Origin of the sequence: Streptomyces sp. NPDC001351, assembly GCF_042896045.1 — a bacterium.
GTDB lineage: Bacteria > Actinomycetota > Actinomycetes > Streptomycetales > Streptomycetaceae > Streptomyces.
The window spans coordinates 159964-182689 of sequence record NZ_JBIAWS010000013.1; the positions used below are offsets into that span (position 1 = coordinate 159964).

Below are 22726 nucleotides of genomic sequence, written 5' to 3' on the forward strand. Positions count from 1 at the left end.
GAAGGAGCGCACGTGCCCTCCAGACGTACCGTCCTCGCCGCCGCCGCAGGCGTCACCGCGGCTCTGGCCGTCGGCACCACGGCAAGCGCCGGCACCCCCGGCGACAAGAAACTCCGCTCCCTCATCTCCCGTATGACCCTGGAGGAGAAGGTCGGCCAGCTCTTCGTGATGCGGGTCTACGGCCACTCGGCCACCGACCCCGACCAGGCCGACATCGACGCCAACCTCAAGGAGATCGGCGTCCGCACGGCCGCCGAGCTGATCGCCAGGTACCGCGTCGGCGGCATCATCTACTTCACCTGGGCCCACAACACCAGGGACCCGCACCAGATCGCGGACCTGTCGAACGGCATCCAGCGCGCCTCCCTCAGCCGGCCCCGCGGCCTGCCGGTGCTCATCACCACCGACCAGGAACACGGCATCGTCTGCCGTGTGGGCAAGCCCGCCACCCTCTTCCCGGGTGCCATGGCCATGGGCGCCGGCGGCTCCCGCGAGGACGCCCGCGCCCTCGGCCGCATCTCCGGCTCCGAGCTGCGCGCGATGGGCATCAACCAGGACTACTCCCCCGACGCGGACGTGAACATCAACCCGGCCAACCCGGTCATCGGGGTCCGTTCCTTCGGTGCCGACCCGGACGCGGTGGCCCGACTGGTCGCCGCCGAGGTCGCCGGGTACCAGAGGTCCTCGGTCGCCGCGACCGCCAAGCACTTCCCGGGGCACGGGGACACGGCCGTCGACAGCCACTACGGCTTCCCGGTGATCACCCACAGCCGGGAGCTGTGGGAGAAGCTGGACGCCGTGCCGTTCCGGGCGGCCGTCGAGGCGGGCATCGACTCGATCATGACCGCGCACATCCAGTTCCCGGCCCTCGACGACTCCGGCGACCCGGCGACCCTCTCCCGCCCGATCCTCACCGGCATCCTGCGCGAGGAACTCGGCTACGACGGGGTGGTGGTGACGGACTCCCTGGGCATGCAGGGCGTGCGGACCAAGTACGGCGACGACCGCGTCCCCGTGCTCGCGCTCAAGGCCGGCGTCGACCAGCTCCTCAACCCGCCCGACCTCGCCACCGCCTGGAACGCCGTCCTGAAGGCCGTACAGGACGGGGAACTCACCGAGTCCCGGCTGGACGAGTCGATCCTGCGCATCCTCAAGCTCAAGGCCAGGCTGCGGCTCTTCGACGAGCCCTACGTCAGCCAGAAGGGCGTCGACCGCAGCGTGGGCACGGCCGCGCACCTGGCCGCCGCCGACCGTATCGCGGAGCGCACGACGACCCTGCTGGTCAACAAGGGGGGCCTGCTGCCGCTGTCCCGGCGCACGCACCCCAAGGTCCTGGTCGTCGGCGCCGACCCGGCCTCCCCTTCGGGTACGACGGGACCGCCCACCGGCGTCCTCGCGAGCGCCCTCACCGAACTGGGCTTCACCGCGACCGCCCTGTCCACGGGCACGGCCCCCTCATCGGCCACCATCGCCACGGCGGTCGCGGCGGCGCAGGACACGGACGCGGTGGTCGTGGGCACCTACAACGTCACCGCGGGCAGCGCGCAGCGCACTCTGGTCGAGCAGCTGGCGGCGACCGGAAGACCGGTGGTGGCGGTCGCGATCCGCAACCCCTACGACGTGGCCCACCTCCCCTCCGCCTCCGCCCACTTGGCGACGTACTCATGGACCGACGTGGAGCTGCGGGCCGCCGCGCGCGTCATCGCGGGCAGGGTGGCGCCGCGCGCGAAGCTGCCGGTGCCGGTGCAGCAGGCGGACGATCCGGCCAAGGTGCTGTATCCCATCGGATACGGACTGACGTACTAGAACCCCTGCGCCCGGCACCCGGTGCAGGGGGCGTAGGGCACATACGTCACGCACCCGGCGCGCAACCCCAAACTGACCCAAAGCATCCCGCGCGTCTGGCGTGCGCCCGCTGCGGCGGGTCACGCTGGACGCGGGTCATCTGGGGAGGTGACCGGGGGGTGCGCGATGCGTGAGAGAAGGTCCGCGGGGGTGGTCTGCGCACTGCTGGTACTGGTCGCCGCCCTGCTGAGCGGCTGCCAGATGCTGAAGTCCGGGGCGGACAAGGACGGCCGGGCCGACGCGACACCGAAGACGACCACGACCCAGCCCTCCGGCTATGGAGCGGTGTTCCTCGCCGTCGACGAGTGCAGTTCGTTCGGCTCGACGAGCTTCACCGAGGTGCCGTGCACCAGCGAGCGGGCGGCGGCCCGGGTCGTGGCCCGCTACGACGGCAAGGCGGGCGACGGTCCGCTGTGCCCGGCGACCACGGACTTCGTCCTGCACATCAGCCGGCAGAGCCCGTCCTCCGACGAGGACGGCGACGGCTCGATCCCGCAGGGCTACGCCTGTATGCGCAACCTGGAGCCACCGCACCCCGGCGACCCGGGCGGCGGTGGCGGCCCCCGCACCATCGTCGGCGACTGCGTCTACGGCTCCGGGAACGGGCAGGTCCGCGAGACGGCCTGCGACGGCAGCGGGAGCAGGAAACCGCAGTACAAGGTGGTCGAGGCGGTCGCCAGGCGCGCCCAGTGCCCCGCGGCGACGGCCCTGTATGTGCACCTGGAGGGCGCCCAGCCGGTGGGCTGCGCCCGGCGGGTGTGAACAACCGCCGGGCGCAGCACACGAGTTGGCGGAGCTACGGCCGCAGAGCCGGCTCGCGCTCCACGTCCCGCACGTCCAGCCTGCTGTCGAACCTCGCCAGCGGCTTCGCCTGCGCCGTGGAGGCGGCGGGGACCCCGGCCCACTGCAGGATGCGGGCGGTGGCCAGCGCCTTCTGGTCGGCGACCAGGCCGGCGACGTTGGCGCCGTGGTTCAGTCCCGGTGCCGTGAAGACGTACGCGTCCTTCGTGCCCTTGCCGACGCGGAAGCGCTCCGCGCCCCACGGGTCGTTCTGGCCGTAGACGAAGAGCATGTGGTGCGCGTGGTGCCGCACCCAGGAGTCGACGTCGCGCATCGCGTACGGCTGGAACCTCATCGGGATGTCGCGCGGGACCAGGTTCCGCGGCGTCTCGTAGCCGTAGCGGATGTACTTCTTCTCGATGTACGGGAAGTGGATGTCCGGCGCGCCCAGCTGCGTGCCCGCCTGGTAGTAGTACGGCGTGTACGGCTCCAGGCCCTGGTCCGTGTAGAAGGAGAAGCCGGAGATGCTGTCCACGGAGTCCCAGATGGCCTGGTCGGTCGCGGTCTTCGCGTCCGCCGGGATGGTGGCGCAGTCGCGCAGCAGGCTGTACTGCCAAAAACCCCACACGTAGTCGAGGACGACGGCCTCGTACGCCCGGTCCAGGCTGCCGATGGTCTTGAAGGTGTAGCCGTTGTCCGCCGCGTAGGCCGCGTACTTCTTCTCCAGCGGCTCCCGGCGCACCAGCGCCTCACGCTGCACGGCGTTCAGCCGGTCGCGGCACTCCTTGGTGCCGACCTGGGTGAAGAAGCGGTCGTAGGCGGAGTCCTCGTTGTCGACCACGTCGTTCGGGGCGACGTACGCGACGACGCCGTCCATGTCGCGCGGATAGAACCGCTCGTAGTACGTGGCGGTCATGCCGCCCTTCGAACCGCCCGTCGCGATCCACTTCTTGGCGTAGACGGACTTCAGCGCCTGGAAGATACGGTGCTGGTCACTGGCCGCCTGCCAGATGTCCAGCTTGCTCCAGTCGGCCGGGGCGGGCCGGGAGGGCGTGAAGAAGCGGTACTCCATGGAGACCTGGTTGCCGTCCACGATCTGGGTCGGCTCGCGGCGGCTGGGGGTCGTGGAGACGTTGTAGCCGCTGGTGTAGAAGACCGTCGGGCGGCTGACGTCCTTGTGCAGCACGGTGATGCGCTGCTGGAACGTGCCCTTGGACGGGTCGCGGTGGTCGACCGGCTGGGTGTAGTTCAGGACGAAGAAGCGGTAGCCGGTGTACGGCTTCTCCTCGATCAGGCTCATCCCCGGTATGGCGAGCAGCTGATCTTTGATGTCGGTCGTTCCGGTGGCCTCCGGCTGTGCGGCGGTTGCCGCTCCCGCCGTGCTCAGCGTGCCTATGAACACGGCGAGCGCGAGCAGCCATCTGAGCGCCTTGCGCATGCACCCTCCCCTGTGAGTCAGATGTGCGAGCGGAAGCTATCGGAGCAACTCCGCTGCGCACCAGGGGAGATGGGGGGTTACTGGTGTGATTGGCGGGTTAGTAGCGCTTCCAGCCACCGGAGTCGTACGACCCGCTGCCGACCGAGCCCTTGATCCACACCGCGCGGTGTCCGACGTACAGGCGGACCGGGCCGGCGTGCTGCGTGAACAGTCCCTTGTCGACGACGGGTTCGAAGCCGCGGGCCTGCATGCTGACCATCATCGGCTGCCTGACTCCGGCGTTCTTGGGGACGGTGAGGGCGCAGAGGTAGTTGCCGCTCTTGTACAGCTTCACGGAGCCGGTGGAGAAGGTGAACGTCCTGATGTTGCTGCCCGAGCAGGACTGGGAGTCGGCGGCCTGCGCCTCCCCCGACGCCGCGAGCGCAAGCACCCCTGAAGCGGCCAGCACGCCGAGGAACACCCCGAGCCGCCGCCGTATCGCACCACTGTCCACTGTCATCCCTCCCGTACCCCGACAACGAACGTACGGGTGTACGGACGCAGGACGTATGTCGGATGGTTGCACGACCGTCAGTACGACGCGCCCACCGGCTCCTCGGGCTCGGCCTCCCCGATGAACGTCCGCCACAACGCGGCGTACCGGCCCTCCAGCGCGAGGAGCTCCTCGTGGGTGCCGTCCTCGACGACCCGGCCGTGGTCCATGACCACGACGCGGTCCGCGCGGGCCGCGGTGGTCAGACGGTGGGCCACAATCAAGGTGGTGCGCGCGTTAGCGCTCGATGAGGGGTGGTGGTCGGGCGACGGGAGGGCGGTGCGGCGGCCTGCGAGGCGGTCGGTGGCCTGGTTGACCTGGGCCTCGGTGGCCAGGTCGAGGGCGGCCGTCGCCTCGTCGAGGAGGAGGATGTCGGGGTCGACGAGTTCCGCTCGGGCGAGGGCGATCAGCTGGCGCTGGCCGGCCGAGAGGTTGCGTCCGCGCTCGGCGACCTCGTGGAGGTAGCCGCCGTCGAGCGTGGCGATCATCTCGTGCGCGCCGACCGCGCGGGCCGCCGCCTCCACCTCGGCGTCGGTGGCGTCCGGGCGGCCGTAGGCGATGGCGTCGCGGACGGTGCCCTGGAAGAGGTACGCCTCCTGCGGGACGACACCGAGACGGTGCCGGTAGGAGGTGATGTCGAGGGTGCGCAGGTCCTGGCCGTCGACCGTGACCCGGCCGCCCGTGGGGTCGTAGAAGCGCGCCACGAGCTTGACGAGGGTCGACTTGCCGGCGCCGGTCTCGCCGACGAAGGCCACGGTCTGCCCGGCCGGGATCTTCAACTCGATGCCGCCGAGGGCTTCTTCGTCGTCCCCGTAGGCGAAGTGCACGTCCTCGAAGGCGACTTCGCCGCGCAGGGAGAGGACTTCGAGCGGCTCGTCGGCGGCCTTGGTGGACGTCGGCTCCTGGAGGAGCTCCTGGATGCGGCCGAGGGAGACCGTGGCCTGCTGGTAGCCGTCGAAGACCTGGGAGAGCTGCTGGACCGGGGCGAAGAACAGGTCGATGTAGAGCAGGTATGCCACCAGCGCGCCGGTCGTGAGGGTGGCGTCGTCGATCCGTCCCGCGCCCGCGATCAGCACGGCAGCGGCGGCCACGGACGACAGGAGCTGCACGAAGGGGAAGTAGATCGAGATCAGCCACTGTCCCCGGATACGGGCCCTGCGGTAGCTGTCGCTGCGCTCCGCGAACCGTCGGCCGCCGTCGCCCTCGCGCCGGAAGGCCTGCACGATCCGCAGCCCGGAGACGGACTCCTGGAGATCGGCGTTCACCACCGAGACCCGCTCACGGGCCAGCTCGTACGCCTTCACGCTCGCCCGCCGGAAGAAGAACGTGGCCACGATCAGCGGCGGCAGCGTGGCGAAGACCACGAGCGCCAGCTGCACGTCGATCACCAGCAGGGCGACCATGATCCCGAAGAAGGTGACGACGGAGACGAAGGCGGTGACAAGACCGGTCTGCAGGAAGGTCGAGAGCGCGTCGACGTCGGTCGTCATCCGCGTCATGATCCGGCCGGTCAGCTCCCGCTCGTAGTAGTCGAGTCCGAGCCGCTGGAGCTGGGCGAAGATCTTCAGACGGAGCGAGTACAGAACCCGCTCCCCGGTGCGCCCGGTCATCCGGGTCTCCCCCCGCTGCGCAGCCCACTGCACCACCACGGCGAGCAGCGCCAGCAGCGAGGCCGACCAGACCGCGCCGAGGGCGAGCTTGGACACGCCCTGGTCGATGCCGTGCCGGATCATGATCGGCAGCAGCAGGCTCATGCCCGCGTCCACGGCGACCAGCCCCAGGCTGACCAGTAGCGGTAGCCCGAAGCCCCGCAGCAGCCGCTTCAGGCCGTACGACTCCTCCGGCCGCACCGCCCGTGCCTCGTCGATGTCGGGGGTGTCGTTCGCCGGGGGCAGCGCCTCGACCTCGGCGAGGAGTTCGGGGGTGGCGGGCATCCCGGCCAGCGCGGTGTCCTTGGGCTCGCGGTCGCCGGTCCACAGGCGGGGCGTCAGACCGCGCTCGGCGTCGAACTCGGCGTCCAGCTCGTCCCTTACCGAGGTGTCCTCGGCCGGTACGGAGGGCTGGGTGTGGCCGGGTGAGACGCCGCCGAGTTCGTCGGGGTCGGTGAGCAGGCGGCGGTAGAGGGCGGACCGTTCCTGCAGCTCCTCGTGGGTGCCGATGTCGGCGAGGCGGCCGGCGTCGAGGACGGCGATCCGGTCGGCGAGGTTGAGGGTGGAGCGGCGGTGCGCGATCAGCAGAGTCGTACGGCCCTGCATGACCTGCTTCAGCGCCTCGTGGATCTCGTGCTCCACGCGGGCGTCCACGGCGGAGGTGGCGTCGTCGAGGACGAGCAGGCGCGGGTCGGTGAGGATCGCGCGGGCAAGGGCGACACGCTGGCGCTGCCCGCCGGAGAGGGTCAGGCCGTGCTCGCCGACCTTGGTGTCGTAGCCGTCCGGCAGCTCACGGATGAAACGGTCCGCCTGGGCGGCACGCGCGGCGGCCTCGATCTGCTCGTCCGTGGCGTCGGGACGGCCGTAGGCGATGTTGCTGCGCACGGTGTCCGAGAAGAGGAAGGAGTCCTCGGGGACCAGCCCGATCGCGGCCCGCAGCGAGTCGAGGGTGAGCTCGCGGACGTCGTGGCCGCCGATGAGGACGGCGCCGTGGGTGACGTCGTAGAAGCGCGGCAGGAGGAGGGAGACCGTGGACTTGCCGGAGCCGGAGGAACCGACGACGGCGAGGGTCTCGCCGGGGCGGATCTCAAAACTCAGCCCGTCGAGGACCGGGCGCTCATGGTCGTACCCGAAGGACACGTCGTCGAACTCGACGGTCGCGGGCGCGTCGGCGGGAAGCTCCTTCGTCCCGTCCGTCAGGGACGGCTCGGTGTCGATCAGCTCCAGGACGCGCTCGGTGCCGGCGCGCGCCTGCTGCCCGACCGTGAGGACCATGGCGAGCATGCGGACCGGGCCGACCAGCTGGGCGAGGTAGGTGGAGAAGGCGACGAAGGTGCCGAGCGTGATGTGCCCCCGCACCGCCAGCCAGCCGCCGAGCGCCAGCATGGCGACCTGGCCGAGGGCGGGGACGGCCTGGAGCGCCGGGGTGTACGTGCTGTTCAGCCGGATGGTGCGCAGCCGCCCCGCGAACAGCCGCCGCCCGACCTCCCGGAGCTTCCCGGTCTCCTGCTCCTCCTGACCGAAGCCCTTCACCACGCGTACGCCGCTGACGGCGCCGTCGACCACACCGGCGACGGCGGCGGCCTGGGCCTGCGCGTACCAGGTGGCGGGGTGCAGCCTGGAGCGGCTGCGCTTGGCGATCCACCACAGGGCGGGGGCCACGGCGAGGGCGACCAGGGTCAGCGGCAGCGACAGCCAGGCCATGATCACGAGGGAGATCAGGAACAGCAGGAGGTTCCCGATGGTCATCGGGAGCATGAACAGCAGGCCCTGGATCAGCTGGAGGTCGCTGGTGGCGCGGCCGACGACCTGACCGGTGGACAGCTCGTCCTGGCGGCGCCCGTCGAGCCGGGTGATCGTCCCGAACATCTCGGTCCGCAGGTCGTGCTGGACGTCGAGGGCGAGGCGGCCGCCGTAGTAGCGGCGTACGTAGGTGGCGATGTACACGAGGACGGCGGCCCCGAGCAGGGCGCCGGCCCAGGGCGCCATACGGCGGCTGTGGGCACCGATCACGTCGTCGATGATCACCTTGGTGACCAGCGGGACCAGTGCCAGGACGGCCATGCCGACGAGCGAGGAGCCGAGGGCGAGCAGCACGTCCTTGGGGTAGCGCCAGGCGTATCCCGCCAGTCGTCGTGCCCATCCCCGTTGCGGTTCCACGCGGGTGCCCTCCGTCGCTCAGAAGTCCTGATCTACCGGAAGGCACCAACGCGTACGGGCTGCGATTTCATCCCGCCGCAACAATTCGGGGGACAAAGCGCCGGACGACGGAGGGCGATCAGACACGTACCCGCAAGGAGTAGAACCGCGTCGTCTGCGCCGGGTTCTGGTTGTCGTCGCTGACCAGCAGGATCTTCAGGCGGCCCTTCGAGTACCCCGTGACCGTCATCCCCTCGATGTTGTCGAGGAGCGGGTTCGGCTGGGGCTGCCTGGCCGTCGCTCCCAGTGACGGGCAGGTCACCAGGTCCGTGAGGAGGGTCTTCTTGATCAGGTGTACGCCGGACTGACCCGTGAGGTTCTCGATGCCGCTGGTGTCCGTCGCGCGCCGCGGGTCGGCCAGGTAGAGGCGGACCGTGTTGCCGACGCCGGAGGTGAAGCCGCGCTCCAGGACGAGCAGGCGGCCGTCGGGCGTGGCCTGGACCTCCGGGACGCCGAGGCCGGAGTCGATCGGGTACGCGTACTGGGCGCCGAGCCGGAAGTGCCCGCCCTTCGTCCGCTCCCAGGTCTGGAAGCGGACGATGCTCGTGGCGTCGCCGGAGATCGCGTTCTCCATCGACGCCAGCAGCGTGTGGCCGCCGGGAAGGAGGGTCAGACCCTCGAAGGTCTGGTTGGACGTGGCGCGTCCCGCGGGGGCGACCAGGAGCGGGGAGGGGACCGGGAGGCGGTCGAGGATCTTGCCGTCCACGCTGTAGCGGCGGATGGACGGCTCGGTCTCCGAGGTGATCAGGCGGGTGCCGTCGCGGTCGATGACCAGGCCCTCGCTGTCCAGCGCGGCGCCCTTCTCGTCGGCGAGCGGGACGACGGACTTCGGCGCGAGGGTCTTCCGGTCCAGGCTGAACAGGGAGGAACGGTCCTCCAGCGCGGCCAGGGACCCGTCACGGTCCACGGCGAGCGCGGAGAAGTTGCCGACGAAGGTGCCCTGGTACGTCGTCTTGTCGAGCGCGTCGGAGAAACGGTCGATGGAGACGGAGGGCGAACAGGCGTGGCTCTGCCGCACGTTGGCAGTGGCGGGCCCGGCGGCGGTCAGGCTGGTGGCCGCCGCCAGGGCCGCGGTGAAGGTCGCGAGTACGGTTCTCAGGCGCATGGGCGTCACCGTAGGGCGGGTGGGTGACGGCCGGGAGACCGGCAGTGGTCAACTCGCGGCGAGATCCCGGTGAATGGCCTTGGCGACGCCCTGGATGGTGTCGATGCCGTATTTCATGGTGCTGTTGCCCCACGTCAGCACCGTGATCATGTAGTCGTGGCCGCCACCGTTGAAGGTGCCGAGGCTGTGCACCCGCCAGCCGTGCGTGGAGCGCTGCAGCCAGCCGTTCTTGACGTGGACCGAAACGCCGGAGGGCGCTCCGTACGGGGTGCCCCAGCGCTGCGAGGAGATGACCTGGCTCATCAACTTCAGGATGTACGCACGGGAGTTGTCGCTCAGGACCGCGTTCGGCGCGGTGATCAGCTTGAGCAGCTTCTGCTCGTCGGTGACGTTGATCTGGGTCAGGCCCCAGTAGCCGTTCGCGCCGGGGACGGTCTTCGTCATGCCGGCGGCGCTCAGGAAGCCCTTGATCTTCGTCAGGCCGAGCTGCTTCCAGAGCTTGCTGGTCGCGTCGTTGTCCGACTTGGTGATCATGGCCTTGGCCAAGGAGGCCTCGGTGTCGGTCAGATAGCGGTTGTGCTTCTTCGCGTCCCACAGCAGCGTGGCGAGGACGGTGACCTTCACGGCGCTGGCGGAGTCGAAGGAGGAAGTGGCCCGCAGGGAGCAAGTCGTGTTGGTGGAGCGGTCGTAGAGGCCTACCGCGACGGTGCCCGCGCGGTTCGCCAGTGCTGCGGTGATGTCCTTCTGGAGTTTGGTGGCCAGGGCGGCCTTGGAGGACGTACAGCTGACGGTCGGTGTGGTCGCTGCGGCGGCGGGCGAAGCGGCGGCCACGACGGGTATGAGGACGCCGAGGCCGAGGGCCCCGGTGGCGAGCGCTCTAGCGCGTCTGGTGGAAGTCCGTTGAGTCATGCCCCTGTTGACGCGCGGGTTCGGCTGAATGGTTGTACGCATCTGCGGCCCCGTTGGGAAAAGCAGTACGAGACGTTACCGCGGCCTTGACCGATTCACAGCCGGGAGCCAGGTTCGCCACAGCGCGCGCTCACTCCGCCTCTGCACGATGCGCTCGTGACATCTGCCACCGATCCACTCCCCCACACCACCGAAACCGTGTCCGCCGACAGGCGGCCGCCGGCCCCGCCCGTTGTGCCCCCGGACAAGGCGCCCCGCTGGTCGCTGCCCGCGCTGATCGCGATTCTCGTCCTGGCGGCGGCCCTGTACGCCTGGAACCTCTCAGGCTCCAGCATGAACACCTTCTACAGCGGTGCCGTCTGGGCGGGCACGCAGAGCTGGAAGGCGTGGTTCTTCGGGTCGCTGGACCCGGGCAACTTCCTGACCGTGGACAAACCGCCGTTCGCCACCATGGTCATGGGCCTGTCGTGCCGCGTCTTCGGCTTCGGCACCTGGCAGATGATGGCGCCGATGATCGTGGTCGCCCTCGCCACGATCTGGATCCTGCACACCTCCGTGAAGCGGGTGTGGGGCCACGGCGCGGCGACCGTCGCCGCGCTGGTGCTGGCGCTCACACCGATCACCGTCGCCATCAACCGGGACAACAACCCGGACACCCTGCTCGTCTTCCTCATGGTGGCGGGCGCGGCGCTGGCGTTCCGCGCCACCCGTGACGAGAAGCTGCTGCCGCTGCTCGGATCGGCCGCCTGTTTCGGCCTCGCCTTCAACACCAAGCTGCTCGCAGGCTGGATCGCCCTCCCGGCCGTCTTCGCGCTCTACCTCTACGCGTCGAAGGCTCCCTGGGTGAAGCGCGCCGTCAACCTGCTGCTCGCCGCGATCGTCCTGGCCGTCTCCAGCTTCTGGTGGGCGGTCGCCGTCTCACTGGTCCCGGCCTCCGACCGGCCCTACATCGGCGGCTCCACGGACGGCTCCGCCTGGAACCTGATCATGGGTTACGACGGCCTCGGCCGTGTCCTCGGCGGCGAGGGCAACGGCGGAGGTGGCGGTGGAGGCGGCGGCTTCTCCGGCTCCGCGGGCCTGGGCCGGATGTTCAACGACATCCTCGGCGGCCAGATCTCCTGGCTGCTGCCCTTCTCCGCGATCGCCCTGATCGGCGGCCTGGTCCTGTGCGGGCGCGCCCCGCGCACGGACCCGCGCCGGATGGCACTGGTCCTGTGGGGCGGCTGGACCCTGCTGCACTACGTGATCTTCGCGACCGCCCAGGGCACCATGCACCCGTACTACACGACCGCGCTCGCCCCGGGCATCGCGGCGCTGTGCGGCGGCGGTGGCGCGATGCTGCTGGACGCCTTCCGCCGCGACAAGCGCTGGGCGTGGGTGCTCCCGGTCGCCTTCGGCGTCACGGGCATCTGGGCGATCGTGCTGCTGCGCCGGGCCTCCGGCTGGAACACCTGGCTGTGGCCCACGATCGGCGTCCTCACCGTGGCCGGCGTCGTCGGCATGTTGGTGTTCCGCTCGGGCTCCCGCGCCCGGCTGCTGACGGCATCGGTGGCGACGGCGGTGATCGCGGCCCTCGCGGGCCCGACGGCGTACGCGGCCTCGCCGGCCTTCGGATCCTCCGGCGGAATGATGGGCGGCACCAATCCGACGGCCGGTCCCTCCACGGGAAGCGGCTTCGGCGGCGGACCCGGCGGCAGCCGCGGCGGCTTCCCGGGCGGCGGCGAGCTGCCGGGCGGCACCCGGGCGGGCGGTTTCCCCCGCGGCGGGCAGCAGGGCCAGAACGGTGAACTGCCGGGCGGCACCCAGCAAGGTGGCGGTCAAGCACCCGGCCAAACCCCCGGCGGCAACGGGGAGTCGGGCGGCACGTCCGGACAGCGCGGCTTCGGTCCCGGTGGCATGGGCGGCGGCATGGGCGGCGCGGACAGCGAGCTCATCTCGTACCTGAAGGAGCACCGGGACGGCGCCAAGTGGCTGCTCGCGGTGTCCAATTCGCAGAGCGCCGCCCAGATCGAGCTCAGCGCCAGGGAACCGGTCATCTCCATGTGGGGCTTCACCGGCTCCGACAACGCGATGACGGTCGCCAGGCTCAAGGAGCTGGTGAAGAAGGGCGAGCTGCACTACGTCCAGATCGGCAGCGGCGGCAGGGGCGGCGGCCCCGGCGGCGGAAACAACCTCAGCACCGAGGTGTCGAACTGGGTGAAGCAGCACGGCACGGCGGTCAAGGAGAGCGCGTACAGCAAGAGTTCGACAGCGAACGCGGCCCCGAAAACGAACTCCTCGTCCTCCTCGACCTCCTCGTCCCGTTCGAGCTCGTCGTCGCTCTACCGCCTGGACCCGTCGGACGTCAGCTGACGGACACCGACACCGAGGGGCCCGACCACACGGTCGGGCCCCTTTTTACGTTCCGTTTACCTATGGACCTCATGTTCATGTCACCCTCCTTCTTGCCGCCTCCACTCAACCCGCGTAGATGGGAACCCCCACATGACGGCGACACGCACCCGCCGCTGGAAGTCGGTGGCCTGGGCCACCGCGGCCGTCCTGGTCGGCCTCACCGCCCCGGCCGTGACCGCGACTCCGGCCGGCGCCACGACCACCGACTACGACTCGACGTACTACAAGAACGCGATCGGCAAGACGGGCGCGAGCCTCAAGTCCTCCCTGCACACGATCATCAGCAGCCAGACGAAGATCTCGTACGACGCGGTCTGGAACGCGCTCAAGGTCACCGACCAGGACCCGAACAACAGCAACAACGTCATCCTGCTCTACAGCGGCGTCTCCCGCTCCAAGTCCCTCAGCGGCGGCGACACCGGCGACTGGAACCGCGAGCACGTATGGGCCAAGTCCCACGGCGACTTCGGCACCGCGACCGGCCCCGGCACCGACCTGCACCATCTGCGCCCGGCCGACGTCCAGGTCAACAGCATCCGCGGCAACCTGGACTTCGACAACGGCGGCAGCACGGTCACGGGCGGCGGTGGCAGCAAGGTCGACTCCGACTCCTTCGAACCGCGCGACGCGGACAAGGGTGACGTCGCCCGCATGATCCTCTACATGGCCGTGCGCTACGACGGCGGCGACGGCTTCCCAGACCTGGAGCCCGACGAGAAGGTCAACAACGGCAGCAACCCGTACATCGGCAAGCTCTCGGTCCTCAAGCAGTGGAACGACCAGGACCCGCCGAGCGCCTTCGAGGAGAAGCGCAACCAGGTCATCTACGACACCTACCAGCACAACCGCAACCCGTTCATCGACCACCCGGAGTGGGTGGACGCGATCTGGTAGCCGGTCAGCCGTCCAGATGCGTGGGCGCGAACATCCGCAGCACCGCCGGAAGCACGACCACTGAGGGCCCCGGCTGCGACAGCGCCTTCGCCAGGTCGGTCTCGAGCGTCTCGGGGGCCGTACGCACCCCCGGGACGCCGAAGGACTCGGCGAGCGCCACATAGTCCGGCCGTGACAGCTCCGTCGCCGTCGCCTGGCCGAAGGCGTCCGTCATGTAGGCGCGCAGGATGCCGTAGCCGCCGTCGTCGATGATCAGCCAGGTGACGTTCAGGGCGTACTGGCGGGCCGTCGCCAGTTCCGCGATCGAGTACAGGGCGCCGCCGTCGCCCGACACCGCCAGGACCGGGCGGGTCGGGTCCGCCGCCGCTGCTCCCAGGGCTGCCGGGAAGCCGTAGCCGAGGCCGCCGGCGCCCTGCGCGGAGTGCAGGAGGTTGGGGCCCTTGGCGTCGAAGGCCGACCAGGCCCAGTAGGCCAGGATCGTCATGTCCCAGAAGGAGGGGGAGTCGGCGGGGAGGGCCCGGCGGACCGAGGTCAACACGTCCTGTTCCAGGGTCAGTTCCTGGGAGGCGATGCGTTCGGCGACCTTCGACAGGACCGTCCTGACCCGCTCCGGTGCCGTGGGGTCCGTGCGCTCCGACACCGTCTCCAGCAGCGCCTGCAACGCCAGTCGTGCATCCGCGTGGATCCCCAGCGCCGGGTGGTTCGACTCCAGTTTGCCGAGGTCCGCCTCGATCTGGACGACCCGGCCGCGCGGCTTGAACGTGTGGTAGTTCGAGGAGAGTTCACCCAGGCCCGAGCCGACCACCAGCAGGACGTCCGCGTCCTCCAGGAAGTCCGTCGTGTGGCGGTCCTCGATCCAGGACTGGAGGGAGAGGGGGTGCTTCCAGGGGAAGGCGCCCTTGCCGCCCGGCGTCGTCACCACCGGCGCCTGCAACACCTCCGCCAGCTGCCGCAGTTTGCCCGAGGCGTCCGCCCGTACCACTCCCCCGCCCGCGATGATCGCCGGGCGGGCCGCACGGGACAGCAGGTCGGCGGCCACCGCCGTCAGTTCGGGGCGCGGCGCCAGGGCCTCCGGTGTCGCGTCCGCCCCCGTCACCACCGGCAGCGAGGTCTGCGCCAGCAGGACGTCCTGCGGGATCTCCACCCACACCGGGCCGTGCGGGGCGGTCAGCGCCGACTTCCAGGCCGCCGCGATCGCGGAGGGGATCTGGGACTGGGTGCGGACCGTGTGGACCGACTTGACCACGCCCCGGAACGAGGCCGCCTGGTCCGGGAGTTCGTGCAGATAGCCGTGCCGGCCGCCGCCCAGCCCCGCCGTCGGGATCTGGCTGCTGATCGCCAGCACTGGCGCCGAGGCGGCGGCCGCTTCCTGGAGCGCGGCCAGGGAGGTCAGGGCTCCCGGGCCGGTGGACAGGAGCAGCGGCGCCGCCTCGCCCGTGATCCGGCCGTACGCGTCCGCCGCGAACCCCGCGTTGTTCTCCACCCGCAGGCCCACATACCGCAGCGCCGACCGCCGCAGCGCGTCGAACATGCCCAGTGCGTGCTGGCCGGGCAGCCCGAAGACCGTCGTCGCGCCGAGTCCGGCGAGCGTCTCCACGACCAGGTCTCCGCCGTTGCGGCCGGGAGGGGGGTTCAAAGCGGCGGATATCTGCGCCGGAGTCGGGCGCAGTTCCAGGTCGTGGTCGTGGGTCACTTGCCCTCGTTCCCCTTGTTCTCCGTGCGGGCCGCGGCGATCTGCCGGGACATGATCGTGGTCAGTTCGTACGCCGTGTGGGACGCGGCCACCGACGTGATCTCCGCGTGATCGTACGCGGGCGCCACCTCGACGACGTCCGCCGAGACCAGGTTGCAGGAGGCCAGGCCGCGCAGGATCTCCAGCAGCTCGCGGGAGGTCATGCCGCCCGCCTCCGGGGTGCCCGTGCCGGGCGCGTGCGCCGGGTCGAGACAGTCGATGTCGATCGAGATGTACAGCGGGCGGTCGCCGATGCGCTGCCGCAGCTGGTCGGCGACTTCGTCCACGCCGCGCCGCATCACATCCGCCGAGGTCACGATGCCGAAGCCCATCTTCTCGTCGTCGGCCAGGTCCTGCTTGCCGTACAGCGGCCCCCGGATGCCCACGTGCGACAGCGCCGAGGTGTCGAGGATGCCCTCCTCAACGGCCCGCCGGAACGGCGTCCCATGCGTGTACTCGGCGCCGAAGTACGTGTCCCAGGTGTCGAGGTGCGCGTCGAAGTGGAGCAGCGCGACCGGGCCGTGCTTCTTCGCGACCGACCGCAGGAGCGGCAGCGCGATGGTGTGGTCGCCGCCCAGGGTCATCAGGCGTGCGCCCGTGCCCAGCAGCTCGTCCGCCGCCGCCTCGACGGTCTCCACGGCCTCGTTGATGTTGAACGGGTTCACGGCGATGTCCCCGCCGTCCGCCACCTGCGCCAGCGCGAACGGGTACGCGTCCTGCGCCGGGTTGTAGGGCCGCAGCAGCCGGGACGCCTCGCGGATGGCGTTGCCGCCGAAGCGGGCGCCCGGCCGGTACGAGACGCCGGAGTCGAACGGGACGCCCACGACCGCGACGTCCGCACGGCCGACCTCGTCGAGGCGGGGCAGCCGCGCGAAGGTCGCGGGTCCGGCGTACCGCGGGATGCGGGAGGAGTCGACGGGGCCGCGGGGCGTCTCGTTACTGCTCATGGGCTGATGCCTTCTTTCCTACGCTTCGTCGCGTATGGAGCGATAAGTAATGATTCTCGTACGACTCTACTGGGGAGCCGGGACCGGTTCGGACGCGAGTTCGGGCGACCGTCCCGCGAGGCGCTCGCGCCAGGTGGCGAGGACGACCTCGTCCGTGGGCTTCGTCCCCAGGGAGACCGCCACATATGCGACGAGGGACGACAGAAGACCGTAGTAGACGGGCTCGTTGGCGAGGATGCCGTAGCCGGCCATCAGGCCGATGACCGCGAGGCCGCCGACGATCACCGAGGCGAGGGCGCCCTGCACGGTGCCGCGCTTCCACAGCAGCCCGCCGAGGATGGGGACGAGGAGCCCGGCGACCAGCAGGTTGTACGCCACCGTCAGCGCCTCGACGACGTTGTTGAGCGCGATCGCGGTGCCGATCACCGCGAGGCCCATGAGCAGGATGAAGGCGCGGTTGCCCTTCACCTCGTCGTGCTCGCCGTCGGACCTGCGTACGGCTCCCCGCAGCCGCGACCAGATGTCGTTGTTGGCCACGGTCGCGCAGGCGATCAGCGCGCCGGACGAGGTCGACATCACGGCGGCCAGGGCGGCGGCCAGCACCAACCCCCGTACGCCGACCGGGAGTTCGTCCTTGACGATGGTCGCGAAGGCGTCGTCCGGGCTGCCCAGCTTCGGGTACAGCACCTTGGCGGCCGTGCCGATGACGGCGCCGGCGAGCGCGTACGCCAGACAGTAGGTGCCCGCGACCGTGCCGCCCCACTTCGCCGTGGTGTCGCTGCGGGCGGTGAAGACGCGCTGCCAGATGTCCTGCCCGATGAGCATGCCGAACGTATAGATCAGGACATAGGTGAAGATCGTCTCGCCACCGATGCCCAGCGGGTCGAAGTACGCGGTGGGCAGCTTGGCCTTCATCTCGGAGAAGCCGCCCGCCTTCACGACGGCGATCGGCAGAAGCAGGAGCAGCACGCCGATGGTCTTGACCACGAACTGCACCATGTCGGTGAGCGTGATCGACCACATGCCGCCGAGCGTCGAGTACGCGACGACGATCGAGCCGCCGAGGACGATCGCGACGGTGCGGTTCATGTCGAAGAGGACGTCGAAGATCGTGGCGTACGCGATGGTGGAGGTCACCGCGAGCATGAGGGTGTACGCCCACATGACCACACCGGAGATGACGCCCGCGCGGCCGCCGTACCTGAGGTCCAGCATCTCGGAGACGGTGTAGACCTTCAGGCGCGCGATACGGGCGGAGAAGAAGACGGACAGGGCGAGCAGCCCCAGGCCGATGGTGAAGACCATCCAGGCGCCGGAGAGGCCGTACTGGTAGCCGAGGCCGACGCCGCCGATGGTGGACGCGCCGCCGAGGACGATCGCGGCCATGGTGCCGGAGTACATGGCGGGCCCGAGGCGGCGCCCCGCGACCAGGAACTCGCTCTTCGACCTGGCGCGGCGCATGCCCCACCAGCCCATGGCCAGCATTCCGGCCAGATAGACGACGATCACTGTGTAGTCGATGGCCACGGGGCCCTCCTTCGCTCGGTGTCGCCGGCGGGTGATGAGCACTGACACTAGGTGGCTGAAAAGCGACTGCGAAGTGTACGTTTCATCCATGCGAGCCGTACGAGGTGGAGGAAGCGCACACCATGCCGGATCCCGCGGTTCCCGCCACGCCACCCACGCCACCTGTGCCCCTGTCGGCCCTCCTGGCCCGTGAGGACCTGGCCCTGCGGCAGATCGCCGGGCCGGCCGATCCGGACATCGTCATCCACTGGGCGCACACCTCGGAGATGGCCGACCCGTACCCGTATCTGCTGGGCGGGGAACTGCTGCTGACGGCGGGGGTCCATGTCCCGGAGGCCGCCGGTTCGGGCACGTACTTCGACGACTACGTGGCGAGGATCGTGGCGGCCGGCGGCGCGGCCCTCGGCTTCGGGCTGGCTCCCGTGCACGACACGGTGCCGCGCGCCCTGGTCGCGGCGTGCGACGCGCACGAACTGCCGCTCGTCGAGGTCCCTGAGCAGACCACGTTCTCCGGTATCGCCCGCGCCGTCTGGCAGCTGATGGCCCAGGCCCGCCTCGCCGAACTGCGCCGTGTGACGGAGGCCCAGCAGAGCCTCGCGGCGGCGGCCTCCCGCCCGGACCCGGTGCCGTCGGTGCTGCGGCAGCTGGCCCAGCGGGTGGGCGGCCGGGCGGTGCTGTACGGGCCGGAAGGAGCGGAGATCGCCTCAGCGGGTCGCCCGGCGGAGACCGGCGTCCGTGCGGCGCTGGCCCTGCTCGCGCAGGTCGTACGCCCCTCCGGTCCGGGGACGCCCACCTCCGCCACCGACACGGCCGCCGGCACCCACCTCGCCGCCTACTCGCTCGGCGCCGGGCAGGGCTTCGTTCTCGGGGTCGCCGCGCCGCAGCGGGAACCAGGCGATCACACCATCGCCTCCGTAGCCGCGGTCCTGCTCTCCCTCCTCACCGGCGAGCACCAGAGCGGCACCGGGGCGGCACGGTCGTCCGCGCTGGTACGGCTGCTGCTGGGGACGCCGCCGGCGGACGTGGCCGCCCTCCTCGGGCCCGGCCCGTGGCTGGTGGTGCACGCCCGGCCGGACGCGCAGGCGCCCGACCCGGTGGCCGCCTCGGCGCTGGGCGCGGCCCTCGGCTCGCCGCTGGTCGACCTGGCCGAGGACGTCGTACGGGTCCTGGTGCCCGCCGACCGCGAACCCGCCGCCCAGCCGGGCTGGACGCTGGGCGTCAGCGCCGTCTCGCCCCCGTCCGGATGGCCGTCCGCCGACACCCAGGCCGCCCGCGCGCTGGCCCGCGCCCGCGCCACCCGCACGACGCTGGTCCGGCACGGCGACCGGGCGGGCCTCGCCGACCTGGTCCCGTCCGAGGAGGCCGCGGCGCACGCCCGTACGCTCCTCGCCCCGATCGCGGGCACCTCCGCGCTGGCCGAGACCCTGCGCACCTGGCTCTCCCTGCACGGCAGTTGGGACCGTACGGCCGTCGCCCTGTCCGTGCACCGCAACACGGTCCGCCAGCGCATCGCCCGCTGCGCCGCGCTCCTCGACATGGACCTGGACGACCCGGACGTACGCATGGAGCTGTGGTTCGCGCTGCGGCAGCGGTAGATACGACGGCGACAGGTAGGGCGGCTAGAGGGCCATAGGTACTCGGGCCCATGTCGCTGAGTACGTGACGCGCGTCCCAGCGCGCCGGACGCCAGGGAATCGCACAGTCGGCTGCCTCACAATGGGTTTCATGCCGATACCCGGGACACCCAGCCGCGCCGAGCTCCTCGAGCACCTCGTGAAGACCCGCATCGCGGGCGACGTCGCCACCCCGCGCGAGAACAACCTCTCCCACTACCGCCAGCTCGCGAACGGCGTCCGCAACTTCTGGCTCGGCCTGGAACTCGGCGACCGGTGGACCGACGAGCAGGACGTGCTCGCGGTGATGGCGGAGCGGGTGGGCGTGAACGACGACCCCGAGTACCGGTACGGCCAGGACACCATCGACCCCGAGCTGACGGTGGGCGGTCTGGAGCGGATGGCGGCCCGGCTGCGCAAGGCGGCCGAGGGGCAGCAGCGGGTGCTGTTCGCGACCGGCCACCCGGGCGGTCTGCTCGACGTGCACCGCGCCACGGCCGCGGCACTGCGCGCCGCCGGCTGCGAGATCGTGGTGATCCCGGAGGGCCTGCAGACCGAAGAGGGATACGTGTGGCAACTCGCGGACGTGGCGGTCCTGGAGCACGGCGCCACCCTGTGGCACACGCACTCCGGTGAGCCGATGAAGGCGATCCTCACGGCCCTCGAGGAGGAGGGCCGCCCGCTGCCGGACCTGGTCGTCGCCGACCACGGCTGGGCGGGCTACGCAGGCCAGCACGGCGTCGACTCCGTCGGCTACGCCGACTGCAACGACCCGGCACTCTTCCTCGCCGAGGCCGAGGGCACCGTACAGGTGACGGTCCCGCTCGACGACCATGTGCCGAGCCCACGCCACTACGACCCGATGACGGCGTTTCTGCTGGCGGAGGCGGGGCTGTCCTGACGGTCCGGGGGTCCCGTCACCGCGGGACCCGGACCAGCCCTTCCTGGATCACCGAGATGGCCAGCTGCCCGTCCTGCGTGTAGATCCGGGCCTGGCCGAGCCCGCGGCCGCCGTGGCTCGTCGGTGACTCCTGGTCGTACAGCAGCCATTCGTCGGCGCGGAAGGGCCGGTGGAACCACATGGCGTGGTCGAGCGAGGCGCCGACCACGTCGCCGACGGCCCAGCCGCCCCGGCCGTGCGCGAGCAGCACCGAGTCGAGCAGGGTCATGTCGGAGACATAGGTGGCGAGGACGACGTGCAGCAGCGGGTCGTCGTCGAGCTTGCCGTTGGTGCGGAACCACACCTGGGAGTGCGGCTCGCGCGGCTCGCCGAACCTCCCGTACGGCGGCTCCTCGACATAGCGCAGGTCGACGGCCTCGCGCGCCTCCAGGAACTTCTCCACCACCGCGGGGTCGAGGTGGCCGTAGCCGCGCAGCCGCTCGTGGGAGGTGGGCAGCGTGACCGGGTCGGGCGCCGCCGGCATCGGCGTCTGGTGGTCGAGGCCCTCCTCGTCCGTCTGGAAGGACGCCGAGAGGTGGAAGATCGGCTTGCCGTGCTGGACGGCGACCACCCGGCGGGTGGTGAAGGAGCGGCCGTCACGGATGCGGTCGACCTGGTAGACGATCGGGGCGCCCGGGTCGCCGGGGCGCAGGAAGTACGCGTGCAGCGAGTGGGCGTGCCGCTCCGCGGGGACCGTGCGCCCTGCGGCGACCAGCGCCTGGGCCGCGACCTGCCCGCCGAAGACGCGCGGGACGACGGCGGACCGGGACTGGCCGCGGAAGATGTTCTCCTCGATCTGCTCGAGGTCGAGCAGATCGAGGAGACCCTGGAGTGCCTGGCTCATGGCAGACAGTTGTACCCGCCAGTCGTTTTCTCTGGGTTGCCTGGGGTTTCGCGGGCCTTACAGGCCCATGTTCTTGGCGATGATCGACTTCATGATCTCGCTGGTGCCGCCGTAGATGCGGTTGACGCGGTTGTCGGCGTACAGGCGGGCGATCGGGTACTCGTTCATGAAGCCGTAGCCGCCGTGCAGCTGGAGGCAGCGGTCGATCACGCGGTGGGCGACCTCGGTGCAGAACAGCTTGGCTGAGGCGGCCTCGGCGGGCGTCAGCTCACCGGCGTCGAGAGCCTCCAGGGCGCGGTCGGCGACGGCCTCGGCGGCGTCCACCTCGGCCTGGCAGGCGGCCAGCTCGAACTTGGTGTTCTGGAAGGACGCGACGGGCTTGCCGAAGACGGTGCGCTCCTGGACGTACTCCTTGGCGAACCGCACGGCCGCCTTGGCCTGCGCGTAGGCGCCGAAGGCGATGCCCCAGCGCTCGGACGCCAGGTTGTGGCCCAGGTAGTAGAAGCCCTTGTTCTCCTCGCCGAGCAGGTCCTCGACCGGGACCTTCACGTCGACGAACGCCAGCTCGGCGGTGTCGGAGGTCTTCAGGCCGAGCTTGTCGAGCTTGCGGCCTATGGAGTAGCCCTCGGACTTGGTGTCGACGGCGAACAGGGAGATGCCGAAGCGGCGGTCCTCGGCGGTGGGCGCGGAGGTGCGCGCGCAGACGATCACACGGTCGGCGTGGACGCCGCCGGTGATGAAGGTCTTGGCGCCGTTGAGGACGTAGTGCGTGCCGTCCTCGCTCAGCTTGGCGGTGGTCTTCATGCCCGCGAGGTCGGAGCCGGTGCCCGGCTCGGTCATCGCGAGGGCCCACATCTCCTCACCGGAGACGAACTTCGGAAGGAAGCGCTTCTTCTGCTCGTCGGTGGCGAGCATCTTGATGTACGGCAGGCCGAGCAGCACGTGCACACCGGAGCCGCCGAACTGCACGCCCGCGCGCGCGGTCTCCTCGTACATCACGGCCTCGAACTTGTACGAGTCGATGCCGGCGCCGCCGTACTCCTCGTCCACGCGGATGCCGAAGATGCCGAGCTCGGCGAGCTTGTAGTAGAAGTCGCGCGGCGCCTGGCCCGCGGCGAACCACTCGTCGTAGACGGGAACGACCTCGGCCTCGATGAAGGCCCGGAGGGTCTCCCGGAACGCCTCGTGGTCCTCGTTGAACACAGTACGGCGCACTACCGCCACCACCCTTCTGTGCGCCTAAACCGGCGCCGCTCTCGCGTACCTGGTTGCTCGCCGTCGGGGTTCCTCAATTGATGGTTGCGGCCGATGGCTAAGCGCTTGCTCAGAAAACAACCGTACCGGCGAGTACGAATGGCGTCCAGAGGCGATCCCGTAA

Annotated in this window: 16 protein-coding genes; 6 read left to right on the forward strand and 10 right to left on the reverse strand. The window is 70.6% G+C overall.

Translation table 11 applies throughout. From position 1 onward, the window contains the following. Positions 1–12: 12 nt before the first annotated feature. Both ACFY1U_RS38105 and ACFY1U_RS38110 read left to right on the forward strand, forming a co-directional pair. Positions 13–1806 (forward strand): glycoside hydrolase family 3 protein, encoded by a 1794-nt coding sequence (locus ACFY1U_RS38105; protein ID WP_390698626.1) that lies wholly within the window; start codon positions 13–15, stop codon positions 1804–1806. Positions 1807–1971: 165 nt separating this feature from the next. Next, positions 1972–2607: a hypothetical protein gene (locus tag ACFY1U_RS38110; protein ID WP_390698627.1), complete on the forward strand. Its 636-nt coding sequence runs from the start codon at positions 1972–1974 to the stop codon at positions 2605–2607. Between the two features lie 34 nt (positions 2608–2641). On the opposite strand, the gene ACFY1U_RS38115 is transcribed toward ACFY1U_RS38110, so the two are convergent. The 5 genes from ACFY1U_RS38115 to ACFY1U_RS38135 form a co-directional block, all read right to left on the reverse strand. Then, positions 2642–4063: a S28 family serine protease gene (locus ACFY1U_RS38115; RefSeq protein WP_390698628.1), complete on the reverse strand. Its 1422-nt coding sequence runs from the start codon at positions 4061–4063 to the stop codon at positions 2642–2644. 97 nt (positions 4064–4160) lie between these two features. Next, positions 4161–4562, reverse strand: a complete 402-nt coding sequence (locus tag ACFY1U_RS38120; RefSeq protein WP_390698629.1) for a hypothetical protein — start codon at positions 4560–4562, stop codon at positions 4161–4163. Positions 4563–4633: 71 nt separating this feature from the next. Beyond that, positions 4634–8404 (reverse strand): ABC transporter ATP-binding protein, encoded by a 3771-nt coding sequence (locus ACFY1U_RS38125; RefSeq protein ID WP_390698630.1) that lies wholly within the window; start codon positions 8402–8404, stop codon positions 4634–4636. A 118-nt stretch (positions 8405–8522) separates the two neighbouring features. Further along, positions 8523–9548, reverse strand: a complete 1026-nt coding sequence (locus ACFY1U_RS38130) for an esterase-like activity of phytase family protein (protein ID WP_390698631.1) — start codon at positions 9546–9548, stop codon at positions 8523–8525. Positions 9549–9596: 48 nt separating this feature from the next. After that, positions 9597–10457 carry a serine hydrolase gene (locus ACFY1U_RS38135; protein ID WP_390698632.1) on the reverse strand — a complete coding sequence of 287 codons (861 nt, stop codon included), beginning with the start codon at positions 10455–10457 and terminating at the stop codon, positions 9597–9599. 156 nt (positions 10458–10613) lie between these two features. On the opposite strand from ACFY1U_RS38135, the gene ACFY1U_RS38140 reads away from it, so the two are divergent. Beyond that, positions 10614–12809 carry an ArnT family glycosyltransferase gene (locus tag ACFY1U_RS38140; RefSeq protein WP_390698633.1) on the forward strand — a complete coding sequence of 732 codons (2196 nt, stop codon included), beginning with the start codon at positions 10614–10616 and terminating at the stop codon, positions 12807–12809. Between the two features lie 132 nt (positions 12810–12941). Next, positions 12942–13745 (forward strand): endonuclease I family protein, encoded by an 804-nt coding sequence (locus tag ACFY1U_RS38145; protein WP_390698634.1) that lies wholly within the window; start codon positions 12942–12944, stop codon positions 13743–13745. Between the two features lie 4 nt (positions 13746–13749). Here the strand turns inward: ACFY1U_RS38145 and ACFY1U_RS38150 are convergent, their stop codons facing one another. The 3 genes from ACFY1U_RS38150 to ACFY1U_RS38160 form a co-directional block, all read right to left on the reverse strand. Then, complete coding sequence (locus ACFY1U_RS38150; protein ID WP_390698635.1) at positions 13750–15438, reverse strand: thiamine pyrophosphate-binding protein; 1689 nt, start codon at positions 15436–15438, stop codon at positions 13750–13752. Further along, positions 15435–16424: an agmatinase gene (gene speB / locus ACFY1U_RS38155; protein ID WP_390698636.1), complete on the reverse strand. Its 990-nt coding sequence runs from the start codon at positions 16422–16424 to the stop codon at positions 15435–15437. The genes ACFY1U_RS38150 and speB overlap by 4 nt, the downstream gene beginning before the upstream one ends. 66 nt (positions 16425–16490) lie before the next feature. Continuing rightward, complete coding sequence (locus ACFY1U_RS38160) at positions 16491–17951, reverse strand: sodium:solute symporter (protein ID WP_390698637.1); 1461 nt, start codon at positions 17949–17951, stop codon at positions 16491–16493. A gap of 122 nt (positions 17952–18073) precedes the next feature. Here ACFY1U_RS38160 and ACFY1U_RS38165 point away from each other — a divergent pair, with 122 nt between their 5' ends. After that, entirely contained in the window at positions 18074–19546 is a 1473-nt protein-coding gene (locus ACFY1U_RS38165) for a PucR family transcriptional regulator ligand-binding domain-containing protein (protein ID WP_390698638.1), read from the forward strand. 130 nt (positions 19547–19676) lie between these two features. Beyond that, positions 19677–20465 (forward strand): phosphatase, encoded by a 789-nt coding sequence (locus tag ACFY1U_RS38170; protein WP_390698639.1) that lies wholly within the window; start codon positions 19677–19679, stop codon positions 20463–20465. Positions 20466–20481: 16 nt separating this feature from the next. On the opposite strand, the gene tesB is transcribed toward ACFY1U_RS38170, so the two are convergent. Both tesB and ACFY1U_RS38180 read right to left on the reverse strand, forming a co-directional pair. Further along, a complete protein-coding gene (tesB, locus tag ACFY1U_RS38175) occupies positions 20482–21348 on the reverse strand; it encodes an acyl-CoA thioesterase II (RefSeq protein WP_390698640.1) in 867 nt (288 codons plus the stop codon). Between the two features lie 57 nt (positions 21349–21405). Further along, positions 21406–22563, reverse strand: coding sequence for an acyl-CoA dehydrogenase family protein (locus ACFY1U_RS38180; protein WP_390698641.1), 1158 nt, complete (start codon positions 22561–22563; stop codon positions 21406–21408). Positions 22564–22726: the final 163 nt, after the last annotated feature.